Raw genomic sequence first — 11,943 nt, forward strand, 5'->3', positions numbered from 1 at the left:
GTGATCGAGAGCTACCTGCAGGGACGCTGGCGGGCCGGGACCGGTGAGGGCCGGCCGATGTTCGACGCCGTGACCGGTGAGGAGATCGACCGGCTCTCCACCGACGGCCTCGACCTGGCGGGCGCCGCGACCTACGCCCGGACGACCGCTGGCCCCGCACTGCGGGAGCTGTCGTTCCACCAGCGCGCCTCGCTGCTCAAGGCCCTCGCCGGGCACCTGCGCGAGCACCGCGAGGAGCTGTACGCCCTCTCCGCCCGCACCGGCGCCACCCTCGGCGACTCGAAGTTCGACGTCGACGGCGGCATCGGGGTGCTCCAGGCCTACGCCTCCAAGGGCAAGCGCGAGCTCCCGGCCGGCTCCGTGCTCGTCGAGGGCGACGTGGAGCCGCTGTCCAAGGACGGCTCGTTCCTCGCCCAGCACGTCCTCACGCCGCTGCGTGGCGTCGCGGTGCAGGTCAACGCCTACAACTTCCCCTGCTGGGGCCCGCTGGAGAAGCTGGCTCCCGCCCTGCTCGCGGGGGTCCCCACGATCATCAAGCCGGCCACCCCCACCGCCTTCCTGACGGCGGGTCTGGTCCGGTCGATCGTCGACTCGGGTCTCCTGCCCGAGGGCGCCGTGCAGTTCGTCGCCGGCAGCGTCGGGGACCTCTTCGACCACCTCACCGAGCAGGACCTCGTCTCCTTCACCGGCTCGGCGTCCACCGCCCGGCAGCTGCGGACCCATCCGAACCTCTCGGCTCGCGCGGTGCGCTTCACCGCCGAGGCCGACTCGCTGAACTGCTCGATCCTCGGCCCCGACGCCGCGCCCGGCACCCCCGAGTTCGACCTCTACGTCAAGCAGCTCGTCACCGAGATGACGGTCAAGGCCGGCCAGAAGTGCACCGCGATCCGGCGCGCGTTCGTGCCGGCCGAGCACCAAGACGCGGTGGCCGAGGCCGTGGCCGAGCGGCTGCGGACGGTCGTCGTCGGGAACCCCGCGAACCCCGACGTCCGCATGGGCGCCCTGGCCGGGCTCGAGCAGCGCGAGGAGGTGCGGCGGTCGCTCAAGGCGCTGCTCGACGGTTCCCGGGTGCTGTTCGGCTCGCCCGACCAGGTCGACGTCGTCGACGCCGACGCCGAGCGCGGCGCGTTCCTCTCCCCCGTGCTACTCGCCGCCGACCCGGACTCCGCGGCGGTCCACGAGGTCGAGGCGTTCGGGCCGGTGTCGTCGCTCGTGCCCTACACCTCGGTCGAGCAGGTCATCGAGCTGGCCGCCCGGGGGCAGGGGTCGCTGGCCGGGTCGGTGGTGACCGGCGACGCGGACTTCGCCCGGGAGGTCGTCCTCGGCGTCGCCCCGTGGCACGGGCGCCTGCTGGTGCTGGACCAGGACGACGCGAAGGCCTCCACCGGCCACGGCTCACCGATGCCGCAGCTCGTCCACGGCGGCCCCGGGCGCGCCGGCGGCGGCGAGGAGATGGGCGGCATCCGGGGCGTGAAGCACCACATGCAGCGCACCGCGGTGCAGGGCTCGCCGGAGATGCTCACCGCCGTCACCGGCCGCTGGGTCCCGGGCTCGACGCGCACCGTCACCGACGTCCACCCGTTCCGCAAGCACCTCGAGGAGCTGCGGATCGGTGACACCGTCGTCGGCGGGCCGCGCCGGGTCACGCTCGAGGACGTGGAGCACTTCGCGGAGTTCACCGGCGACACGTTCTACGCGCACATGGACGCCGACGCCGCCGCGCAGAACCCGTTCTTCGGCGAGCGCGTCGCCCACGGGTACCTCGTGGTGTCGTTCGCGGCCGGCCTGTTCGTCGACCCCGCACCGGGCCCCGTCCTGGCGAACTTCGGCGTGGACTCGCTGCGGTTCCTGACCCCCGTGAAGTTCGACGACGAGCTGACGATCACGCTCACCGCCAAGCAGATCACCCCGCGGGACACCGCCGCCTACGGCGAGGTCCGGTGGGACGCCGACGTGACGAACCAGGACGGCGACTCGGTGGCGCGCTACGACGTGCTGACGCTGGTGGCGAAGCAGTCATGATCACGGCCTCCGTCCAACGGATGTGGGACGACGACGCCGCGTCCCGCAAGCTCGGCATGGAGCTGCACTCCGCCGCCGACGGCGAGGCCCGCCTGACGATGCGGGTCACCTCGGACATGGTCAACGGGCACGGCATGTGCCACGGCGGGTACCTGTTCCTGCTCGCCGACTCGGCCTTCGCCTGCGCGTGCAACTCCCCCGGGCCGGTGACCGTGGCGGCCGCCGGCGACATCACCTTCGTCGCCTCCGCGCGGGAGAACGACGTCCTGGAGGCGGTCGCCACCGAACGCACCCGGTACGGCCGCTCCGGGGTCTACGACGTCACGATCACCCGTCCCACCGACGGGCTCGTGATCGCGGAGTTCCGCGGTCGGAGCCGCACGATCCAGCGCAGCTGACACGATCGTCGTCGTGCCCACCCTCACCGAGATCCGCTACGAGGTGGCCGACGGGATCGCGACGATCACCCTCGACCGCCCGGACCGGATGAACGCCTTCACCCCGACCATGGCGACGGAGGTGGTCGCCGCGTTCGACGAGGCCGACGCCGACGACGCCGTGCGCGTCGTCGTGATCACCGGCGCCGGGCGGGCGTTCTGCGCGGGCGCGGACCTCGGGCGCGGCGGCTCCACCTTCGACTACCAGGCGGTGCAGGACGCGCGCCTGAAGGCGGGCGGGTCGATCGCGGGGATGCCGCGCGACCTCGGCGGGGTCGTCGTGCTGCGGATCGCCGCGAGCGTGAAGCCGGTGATCGCGGCGGTCAACGGACCCGCCGTCGGGATCGGGGCCTCGATGCTCCTGCCCGCCGACGTCCGGATCGCCGCGGACACCGCCCGCTTCGGCTACGTCTTCACCCGTCGCGGCATCGCCCCCGACGGCGCCTCGAGCTGGTTCCTCCCGCGGGTCGTCGGCATCTCGCAGGCGATGGAGTGGGTGGCCACGGGCCGGGTGTTCGACGCGGCCGAGGCCCTCGCGGGCCAGCTGGTCTCCCGGGTGGTTCCCGACGACGAGCTCGGCGCGACCGTGCGGGCGCTCGCCGCCGAGATCGCGGAGAACACCTCCGGCGTCTCGGTCGCCCTGACCCGCCGGATGATGTGGTCGATGCTGGGCGCCGACTCCCCGTGGGACGCGCACCGCATGGACACGCGCGTGATCGCCGCCCTCGGTGCGGGGCCGGACGCGGCCGAGGGCGTGACGTCGTTCCTGGAGAAGCGCCCGCCACGGTTCACGGCGTCGGTCGGCGACCACCTGGACCTGGTCGACCCGTGGCCGCCGGTGCCGGGTGACGTGACGCCGCCCGGGTCATGATCACCAGGCCCTGACACGGCTCGCCGGGCCCGCCCCGGCCCGGTGAGGGTCCGGTGATCACCGGAGCCGGTTCAGGGCCAGGTGTCGGCGAGGTCGAACGGCCGACCACCAAGACGGCGCAGCCGGGAGCGCAGGGACCGGTGCGGGGCGACGACGGTGAACGCGACGCCGGCGTCGTGGGCCTCGCCGGCGACGGCGGGCACCACCCAGAGGCCGAGCTCGTCGTCGGCGACGACCTCCGAGAGGTCGAGGACCAGCGAGGTGGAGCCGGTCGCGAGGACGCCCTCGACGGCCTCGCGCAGGACCCGGGCGGTGCCCGCCCGCATCCGGCCCCGCAACCGGATCACGGTCGCCCCGGGCGACTCGCCGACGACCGCCTCCAGCTCCGCACCGCGCCGTGCCGTCGACGGCGATGCGGACGGCCTCGTCACCATCACTGGTTCCCCCTCCCAGGGCACCCCGGACCGCGCACGGGCAGCACGGGGCGGCGTCGTGGAGCGGGAGGGCGCAGTCGGCGCCGGCGCGGCGGAGGGGCGGTGCCCGGCGCTGCTGCTCGGCGATCGGTGTCGCAGGACGATAGGCGGCGCGGCGTTCGGCCGGAAGGGGGCCGCAGCGCGGCGGCAGTGTTCATCGAACGAAGCCGAGCGCGTCATTCACCCGCTCGCGCTACGCCGTTGGAGCCGGTGCAGGGCCACCGGTCGTGTTCGGTTCCCCCACGCGGCGCAAGCCCCGATGTGCACACGTGCACGAGTGCGCGAGTGCTTGTGAGCACGACGGCGCGGGTGTCACTGTGCACGTCCGGCCCCGCCGCAACGGGCAGGCGCGCCGGGTGAGGTCGGGGGCGAGGTGCGGGTCCGGTGCGTGTCGCGGTGGCCAACAACAAGGGCGGGGCCGGCAAGACGACGGTGATCGCCCACCTCGCCGAGGCGCTGGCCGACCGCGGCCGCCGGGTGCTCGCCGTCGACATGGACCCGCAGGCGAACCTGTCGCGGCGGCTGGGCTACGGCGAGGCCGAGCTCAGCGACATGGTCACCGCCGCGGAGGTCGTGGCCGCCCACCAGAAGGGCTGTGCCGTCGACGCGATCGTCGGCTGCCGCTGGACGGTGCCGGCCGCCGAGCGCATCGACCTGCTCCCCGCCCGCTACGACCTCGAGGCCCGGGTCGCCGAGGCCGGGCAGCTGGGCTCGCACGAGCGACTCGACATCGCCCTGTCCGGCGTGGCCGAGGACTACGACGTGGTCCTGCTGGACTGCCCGCCCTCGCTCGGGCACCTCACCCAGCTCGGCCTGGCCGCCGCGGACACCGTCGTGCTCGTCCTGCGCCCGGAGTACGACCACCTGCAGGGCGCGATCCGGGTCCGCGACTTCGTCGCCGGGTACCGGCGCCACCTCGGTCGACCGGAGCTGGCGGTGTCGGGGGTGATCGTCAACGAGCACGACCGCCGCCGCGGGCTCCACACCTGGCACACCGACTCGGTCGCCGACACCTTCGGCGAGCTGGTCTGGTCGCCGCCCGTCCCGGCCCGGGCCGCACTGGCCGAGGCCGTCGACGCGGCGCAGCCGCTGCGGGCACGGGGAGCCGCGGGCCGTCCGCTGCTCGAGGTCTTCGCGGCCCTCGCCGACCAGCTGGAGGCCGGCACCGATGCCCTCGCCTGATCCCCGCGCGACCCCGCCGGGCCAGGGCGGTGCACCGCGTCGCCAGCCGCCGCCCGCGGGCGAGCGCCGTCGTCCCGAACCGTCGTCGATGCTCACGCCCGCCCCCGGGTCGCTCATGCCCGTGGGCGACGGCGGCCCCCGCGGGCGCCGCCAGCACCACCGGGCCCCGGGCACGCCCCGCCAGGAACTGGTCTACCTGTCCGGCCGGGTCCCCCGGGCCCTGCGCGACGAGCTGCACATCCGGGCCATCGAGGAGGGCCGTCCGGTGGTCGAGCTGCTCCGCGACGCCATCCGCGGTTACCTCGACCAGGGCGGCGCCTCCCCCCGCTGACCCGCCGTACCACACCCTCCCGACCACGGCGGAGGGACGTATGCACACCTGTGCGTAACCCTGTGCATGGGAGCCTGGCGGACTGTGCCGACCTTCCCTGACGGGTTCCTCTGGGGCAGTGCCACCGCCGCGCACCAGGTGGAGGGCGGGAACGTCAACAACGACTGGTGGGACTGGGAGCACGACCCGTCCTCGCCGTGCGTGGAGCCCTCCGGGGACGCGATCGACCACTACCACCGCTACGACGACGACTTCGCGCTGCTCGCCTCGCTGGGGCAGACCGCGCACCGGTTCTCGCTGGAGTGGTCGCGGATCGAGCCGGCGGAGGGCGAGTTCTCGACGGCGGCCCTGGACCACTACGCCCGCATGCTCGACTCGCTGGCCCGGCACGGGCTGACCGCCTTCGTGACGCTGCACCACTTCACGTTGCCCCGCTGGTTCGCCGCCCGCGGCGGCTGGCTCGCGCCGGACGCGCTGGACGTGTTCGGGCGCTACGTCGAGCGGGTGGCCGCGGCGCTCGGGGACCGCATCCCGTACGCCTGCACCATCAACGAGCCGCAGATCGTCGCCCGCGAGTGCTACCTGTCCGGCCAGTTCCCGCCCGGCCACCGCGACCTCACCGAGGCCGTCACGGTCAACGGGGTGCTCGCGCAGGCGCACCGGACGGCGACCGGGATCCTCCGGGCCGGGCCCGGCGACCCGCGGATCGGCACCTGCCTGCACCTGCCGCACCTGGAGCCGCTGCGGCCCGGCGACGAGGCGGACGAGGGTGCCGCGGCGGCGGCGCGGATGGTCATGGTCGACACGCACCTCGACGACCTGCAGGCCGGCGGCGACGTCGGCGACTGGGTCGGCCTGCAGTACTACTCGCGCGCGCTGATCGACGCGACGTCGGCCGACCTCACCGCGCCCCCGCCGGAGGGCGTGGAGACCACGCTGATGGGCTGGGAGGTGTATCCGGCGGGCTTCGGCGCGGTGCTGCGCCGGATCGCGGAGGCCGGGCTCCCCGTCGTCGTGACCGAGAACGGGATCGCGACGGCGGACGACGACCAGCGGGTCCGCTACCTCGCCTCGCACCTCGGCGAGGTGGCGTCGGCGCTCGCCGACGGCGTGGACGTCCGCGGCTACCTGTACTGGTCGTCGTTCGACAACTTCGAGTGGGCCGTCGGGTACCGGCCGACGTTCGGGCTCGTCGGGATCGACCGGGCCGACGGGCTCCGCCGGGTCCCGCGCCGCAGCGCGGAGCTGTTCGGCGAGGTCGCGCGCACCGGGGACCTGTCGGTCCTCAGGTGAGGTCCGCCTGCGCGCGTTCGATGACCGTGTCGAGGTGCCGGTAGGCGTTCTGCCGGCACAGGCAGCACCCCCCGGCACACCGCCGCGTGACGGCGAGCCGGGAGACCGCCACGCCGACGTCGAAGCCCACGAGCCGGACCGCCGACGGCAGGGCGCCCGGCGCGCCGACCACGACGACGGCCGCCAGCCCGACCTCGCGCAGGAAGCAGACCCGCACCGTCAGCATCGCCCGGCTCCCCTGGCAGGGCGCCGCTGCCGCGGGGACGCGACAGCGGCGCCGGAGGTCCTCAGCGCTCGAACACCGCGGTCACCCGGGCCCGGGCGATCGCGTGGCTGAACAGGACGAACCCGAGGTAGGCCGGCGTCGCACCCCGCGGGATCCCGAGCCGCGGCACGTCGACCGCGTGCACCACGAAGTGGTAGTGGTGCACGCCGTGGCCCTCGGGGGGCGCGGCTCCGAGGTAGCGGTGCAGCCCGGCGTCGTTGGGGAGCGCGATCGCGCCCTCCGGCAGACGCGAGCCGTCCGGGTCGCCCGCCCCCGCCGCCAACGAGGTGACGTCGGGCGGGATGTCGGCGACGGCCCAGTGCCAGAAGCCGCTCGCCGTCGGGGCGTCGGGGTCGTAGCAGGTGACCGCGAAGCTGCGCGTGGCCGTGGGGAACCCCTGCCAGCTCAGCTGCGGCGAGCGGTCCTGCCCGCCCGGGACGCCCATCAGGCCGCTGGTGTGCGGCGCGGCGAGCGGCGTCCCCTCGGCGACGTCGGCGCTCGTGACGGTGAACGTGGGCAGGTCCGGGAGGAACAGGTACGGGTCGGGCGGCGCAGTGGGCGCGGTGGCCGTGGCTGTCATCGTCTGCCTCGTCTCAGCTCAGGGTCTTGTGGAGTTCGGTGGCGATGTACTCGGCCTGGCGCGTCGCCAGGGCCACGATCGTGAGCGTCGGGTTCGCCGCGGCCCCCGTCGTGAAGACGCTGCCGTCGGAGATGAACAGGTTCGGCACGTCGTGCGCGCGCCCGAACCGGTCCACGACCCCGTCGCGCGGCCGCTGGCTCATCCGGCAGGTGCCGAGGTTGTGCGTCGACGGGTACGGCGGCGTCTCGATGGTCTTCTGCGCCCCGACCGCCTGGTAGACCGCCGAACCCTGCTTCTGGCCGTGCCGGCGCATCGCGACGTCGTTGGGGTGGTCGTCGAAGTGCACGTCGGCCACCGGCAGCCCGTGCTGGTCCACGGTGGAGCCGGAGAGGGTGATGCGGTTGTCCGCCTGCGGCATGTCCTCGCCGACGATCCACATGCCCGCGGTGTTGCGGTAGTTGTCCAGCAGGTCGCTGATGTGGCTGCCCCAGCGGCCGGGCGCGATGAACTTGGCGAGGAACGCCGGCCCCAGGGAGATGGTCTCCATGTAGTAACCGCCGACGAACCCGCGGTCGGTGTCCAGCCGCGACTCGTCGGCGATCACCCCGGCCATGGTCTCGCCGCGCCACATCCGCACCGGCTTGTCGAACTGCCCCCAGACGGTGCCGGTGGTGTGGCGCATGTAGTTCCGGCCGACCTGGCCCGAGGAGTTCGCGAGGCCGTCCGGGTGCTGCGCCGAACCGGACAGCAGCAGCAGGCGGGGCGTCTCGATGGAGTTGCCCGCCACGCACACCACGGCGGCACGTTGGCGGCGCAGGGTGCCGTTGCGGTCGACGTAGAGCACGCCGGTCGCGCGCCCGGTGGCGTCGTGGAGGATCTGGGCCACGTGGCTGTCCGGCCTCAGGTCGAGGTTGCCGGTCCGCTCGGCCTTCGGCAGCTCGGCGACCAGGGTCGACCACTTCGAGCCGTGCTTGTCGCCCTGGAAGTTGAACCCGTCCTGCACGGTGGCCGGGCGCCCGTCGTACGGCTCGGCGTTCGTCGCGTAGGGACCGGTCGAGTAGTAGCGGTAGCCGACCTTCTCCGCGCCGTTCGCGAAGACCTTGTAGTTGTTGTTCGCCGGGAGCGGCGGGCGGCCGTGCCGGTGGGTGACCCCCATCTTGATCTCGGCCTTGTCGTAGTACGGCTCGAGCTCGGACAGGGCGATCGGCCAGTCCAGCAGGGAGGCCCCGTCGATGTCGCCGTAGGTCGAGCGCGCCGCGAACTCGTGGGGCTTGAACCGCGGGCAGGCGCCGGCCCAGTGGGTGGTCGTCCCGCCGACCGCCTTGACGATCCACGCCGGGAGGTCCGGGAAGTCCCGGGCGACCTGCCAGCTGCCCGAGGTCGTCCGCGGGTCGGTCCAGGCCATCTGCCCGAACGCGGCCCACTCGTCCTGGTGGTAGTCCTCGCCGGTCAGGTGCGGCCCGGCCTCGAGCACCACGGTCTTGAAGCCGCGCTGGCAGAGCTCGTTGGCGACGGTGCCGCCACCGGCGCCGGAGCCGACCACCACCACCACGTCGGAGTCGTCGTCCTCGAAGCGCGTCATGCCGTCATCTCCTGCTCGTGCTCGATGCGGGGGTCGGGCAGCCAGTCGAGGTCGTCGAAGCCCCGGTGGACGTAGCCGCCCTGGTCGTAGGAGGGGCCCTCGTAGCCGAGCAGCTCCCACACCTCGGGGTCGCTGTAGAGGGTCACGACGGCGCTGTCCACGATCGCCGTCAGGAAGGGGGTGCCGTCGGCCCCGCGCAGGACGGCCTGGGCCGTCTCGGGGTCGAGCTCGGCGAAGGGCACCTCGCGTTGCGCGTCGAGCTCGCCGAGCCCCTGGACGAGCTGGGCGAGGAACCGCGGGTCGGCGCCCGCGGCCTCGAGCACCGCGTCGGCGGCGCGCTGGTAGGGCCCCTGCGGGAACGTGCTGTGCGGGAAGGCCGCGTACACCACCGCCACCAGGGTCTGTCGGTCCTGTGTCGAGACCAAGGAACTCGTCATCACACCTCTCCTCGTCGGGTTCCTGCGGGCAGGGTCGATCGACCGACGTCGGTCGCTGCCGACGCCGGCTGGTCCTCGCGTGCGGGGCCGCCTACCGGGCGGGTCCCGTGGGCGGCCGGATGCCGTACCGGGCGAGGCGCCGGTACACGGTGGAGCGGCTCATCCCGAGCGCGGACGCGGCGGTCGCCGGGGTCGCGCCGGGCTCGGCGAGGCAGCGCACGATCTCGTCGCGCTCCAGGGCCTCGAGACGGGTCAGCCGGTGGCGGCCGCCGGCGCGGACCTCCGGGGGCAGGTCGCGTACGGAGACCACGTCCGCCCCGGCGACGGCGCCCCGGATGACGGTGCGCAGCTCGGTGGCGTTGCCCGGCCAGGGGTAGGTCGTGAGCGCCTGCTCGGCCTCCGGGTCGACGCGCACCGCGCGGCCCCGGGCCTCGCGGGCGAACCGGACGGCGAGCGGGAGGACGTCGTCGGGCCGGTGGCGCAGCGGCGGGAGCTCGACGACGGTGCCGACGTGGGGGCGCAGGGCCTCGGGGACGGCGGCGAGGTCGCGCGCGGTCATCGAGACCGAGCCCGCAGGACCGTCGGCGAGCAGACCCGCGACCTCGTCGACCGCCCAGGCGGGCAGGTGGTCGACCCGCCCGACGATCACGCTCGTGGACGGCTTGTCCAGCTCCGGGGCCCACAGGGCGAGCCAGGAGCCGACGTCCTCGGGCTCCGGCGGCCGCACGTGCAGCACCCGTCGTCCGGACCGACGGGCGTGCGCGGCGCGCAGCAGCGCGCTGCGTCCCACCCCGGACTCCCCCACGACCGCGACACCGCCGTCGCCCGCCAGCGCCGCCATCGCCCGGTCCTCCGCCGCCCGCCAGAGCGGCCCGAGTCCGGCGTCGTCGCGCGGGACGGGGACCCGGACGACCCGACCCCGGCTCGTCGGACGGGGCGCCCGCCCGCGACCCCGGGCGAGCATGAGCCCCTCGGTCGCCCGCGCGGCGGTCTGGGCCAGGGCGAGCAGGAGGGTGTGGGAGCGCTGCGACCAGGTCGTGAGGTTGACGCTGCCGACGAGCTCGCCGCTGCCCGGGTCGGTCACCGGGGCCGCGGCGCACGTGTAGCCCCACAGGCGGGTGCAGTAGTGCTGGTCGCCGCGGACGAGCGTCGGCACGCGGTCGGCGAGCGCGAGGCCCAGGCCGGTCGTGCCGGCGAACCGCTCGGAGTAGTCGAACCCGGGCGCGAGCGAGACGTCGTCGAGCGCCCCGAGCAGCCGGCGGTCGGTGCACAGGCGGTTCAGGACGAGGCCGTCGACGTCGGTGAGCATCAGGCTCACCGGCTCCTCGCCGAGCGTCCGGTGCAGGCCCTCGAGGATCTCGTGGCCGGACTCGTAGAACAGCGACCCGTCGTCGACCGCGCCCGCGAACGCGGGGTCCACGGTGTCGAGCGGGAGCCCGTACCCGGCGCTGCGCCGCCACGAGGCGACGAGCCGGTGCGACGGCGCGGTGTCGCGCGCCACCGCGAGCTGCTCGCGCTCGCACAGCCCCGTCGTCGTCATGCCGGCCTCTCCCTCGCGCGTCATCGCGTCTCGGATCGCCGTCGACTGTGACAGGGGCGACACCGGGGGGAACCGTCTCCCGGTGTCAATCTGAGACGGGCGGACATGAGGTGAGGCTAACCTCACTGAGCACGGCGGGACAGCCCCCCGCGTCAGGCGGGCGGGACCCACCCCGTCACGAAGGCGAAGTGGTCGTCGAACCGCAGGACCGGCTGCTCCCGGTACGCGTGCCGGAACTGCGCGACGCCCTCGGCCAGCTCGTCGGCGGAAAATCCGTCGAGCACCGACATGTACCGGGACTCGAGCATGTGCACGTACCGCTCGCGCTCGATCGCCACGTGGAAGGTGCGGTAGCTGGTGGCGGCGCGCAGCCCGGCGTCCGCGACCGCGGCCTCGATCTCCGCCGGGTCGGGCTGGAGCGCCTCGAAACGCTCGTGCGCCGCCGGGAACAGCGGGTGCGGGATCGTCCGCGGGAGCATCACCACGAGCAGCCGGCCGTGGTCGGAGAGCAGCCCGGCCAGGCCGCGCAGCGTCCCGGGCCGGTCGGAGACGTGGTGGAGGGACTCCTTCAGGACGACCGCGTCGAGCGGGCCGGGGTGCGGCAGCGCCACGTGCCCGGAGGCCACGTCCTCGGCCGTGGCGAGCAGCGGGCGCAGCAGCGGCGAGACCGGGACGCGGTCGAGCATCGCCGGGACCGGGTCGACGCACAGGACCGGGCGCGTCGGTTGCACGTCCTCGGCCAGCCGACGCGTGTACAGCCCGGTGCCGCAGCCGACGTCGGCGATCGCGTCCGAGGGGTGCAGCCGCAGCGCCCCGGTGATGGCACGGGCGAAGGCGCGGACGTACTCCGGGTCGTAGGTCCAGTGGTCGTCGTAGGTGGCCGCCAGCCGGCCGTAGTGCTCGGTGATCCGGTCGGTCATCGCCCTCGCC

At 74.4% G+C, this 11,943-nt stretch carries 13 protein-coding genes; 6 read left to right on the forward strand and 7 right to left on the reverse strand.

The window, feature by feature from the left end:
• The 3 genes from paaZ to WCD74_RS25170 are packed head-to-tail and all read left to right on the forward strand — an operon-like array spanning nt 1 to nt 3,330.
• A complete protein-coding gene (paaZ, locus tag WCD74_RS25160) occupies nt 1-2,022 on the forward strand; it encodes a phenylacetic acid degradation bifunctional protein PaaZ (RefSeq protein WP_337697647.1) in 2,022 nt (673 codons plus the stop codon).
• Nucleotides 2,019-2,420 carry a hydroxyphenylacetyl-CoA thioesterase PaaI gene (paaI, locus tag WCD74_RS25165; protein ID WP_337697648.1) on the forward strand — a complete coding sequence of 134 codons (402 nt, stop codon included), beginning with the start codon at nt 2,019-2,021 and terminating at the stop codon, nt 2,418-2,420. Before paaZ ends, paaI begins: the two co-directional genes overlap by 4 nt.
• A 13-nt stretch (nt 2,421-2,433) precedes the next feature.
• Nucleotides 2,434-3,330 carry an enoyl-CoA hydratase-related protein gene (locus tag WCD74_RS25170; RefSeq protein WP_337697649.1) on the forward strand — a complete coding sequence of 299 codons (897 nt, stop codon included), beginning with the start codon at nt 2,434-2,436 and terminating at the stop codon, nt 3,328-3,330.
• A gap of 71 nt (nt 3,331-3,401) precedes the next feature.
• Here the strand turns inward: WCD74_RS25170 and WCD74_RS25175 are convergent, their stop codons facing one another.
• On the reverse strand, nt 3,402-3,764 hold the full coding sequence (locus WCD74_RS25175) for an STAS domain-containing protein (protein ID WP_337697650.1): 363 nt from the start codon (nt 3,762-3,764) through the stop codon (nt 3,402-3,404).
• Nucleotides 3,765-4,187: 423 nt separating this feature from the next.
• Between WCD74_RS25175 and WCD74_RS25180 the strand changes: the two genes are divergently transcribed.
• The 3 genes from WCD74_RS25180 to WCD74_RS25190 all read left to right on the forward strand — a co-directional run bounded on the left by WCD74_RS25180 (nt 4,188) and on the right by WCD74_RS25190 (nt 6,609).
• Nucleotides 4,188-4,985, forward strand: a complete 798-nt coding sequence (locus WCD74_RS25180; protein WP_337697651.1) for a ParA family protein — start codon at nt 4,188-4,190, stop codon at nt 4,983-4,985.
• Nucleotides 4,972-5,316, forward strand: a complete 345-nt coding sequence (locus tag WCD74_RS25185) for a hypothetical protein (RefSeq protein WP_337697652.1) — start codon at nt 4,972-4,974, stop codon at nt 5,314-5,316. Before WCD74_RS25180 ends, WCD74_RS25185 begins: the two co-directional genes overlap by 14 nt.
• Before the next feature lie 84 nt (nt 5,317-5,400).
• Entirely contained in the window at nt 5,401-6,609 is a 1,209-nt protein-coding gene (locus WCD74_RS25190; protein ID WP_337697653.1) for a glycoside hydrolase family 1 protein, read from the forward strand.
• Here the strand turns inward: WCD74_RS25190 and WCD74_RS25195 are convergent.
• From WCD74_RS25195 to WCD74_RS25220, 6 genes are all read right to left on the reverse strand, one after another.
• Nucleotides 6,602-6,835 carry a hypothetical protein gene (locus tag WCD74_RS25195; RefSeq protein WP_337697654.1) on the reverse strand — a complete coding sequence of 78 codons (234 nt, stop codon included), beginning with the start codon at nt 6,833-6,835 and terminating at the stop codon, nt 6,602-6,604. The genes WCD74_RS25190 and WCD74_RS25195 overlap by 8 nt on opposite strands.
• 61 nt (nt 6,836-6,896) lie before the next feature.
• The gene (locus tag WCD74_RS25200; RefSeq protein ID WP_337697655.1) at nt 6,897-7,454 is read right to left on the reverse strand and encodes a YbhB/YbcL family Raf kinase inhibitor-like protein; all 558 of its coding nucleotides are present in this window, start codon (nt 7,452-7,454) and stop codon (nt 6,897-6,899) included.
• 13 nt (nt 7,455-7,467) lie between these two features.
• Nucleotides 7,468-9,036 carry a GMC family oxidoreductase gene (locus WCD74_RS25205; RefSeq protein WP_337697656.1) on the reverse strand — a complete coding sequence of 523 codons (1,569 nt, stop codon included), beginning with the start codon at nt 9,034-9,036 and terminating at the stop codon, nt 7,468-7,470.
• Nucleotides 9,033-9,473: a hypothetical protein gene (locus WCD74_RS25210; protein WP_337697657.1), complete on the reverse strand. Its 441-nt coding sequence runs from the start codon at nt 9,471-9,473 to the stop codon at nt 9,033-9,035. Before WCD74_RS25210 ends, WCD74_RS25205 begins: the two co-directional genes overlap by 4 nt.
• Nucleotides 9,474-9,564: 91 nt before the next feature.
• Nucleotides 9,565-11,013, reverse strand: coding sequence for an AAA-type ATPase lid domain-containing protein (locus tag WCD74_RS25215; protein ID WP_337697658.1), 1,449 nt, complete (start codon nt 11,011-11,013; stop codon nt 9,565-9,567).
• 152 nt (nt 11,014-11,165) lie between these two features.
• Entirely contained in the window at nt 11,166-11,933 is a 768-nt protein-coding gene (locus WCD74_RS25220) for a class I SAM-dependent methyltransferase (protein ID WP_337697659.1), read from the reverse strand.
• Nucleotides 11,934-11,943 lie beyond the last annotated feature (10 nt).

Source organism: Actinomycetospora aurantiaca (genome assembly GCF_037401875.1).
GTDB lineage: Bacteria > Actinomycetota > Actinomycetes > Mycobacteriales > Pseudonocardiaceae > Actinomycetospora > Actinomycetospora aurantiaca.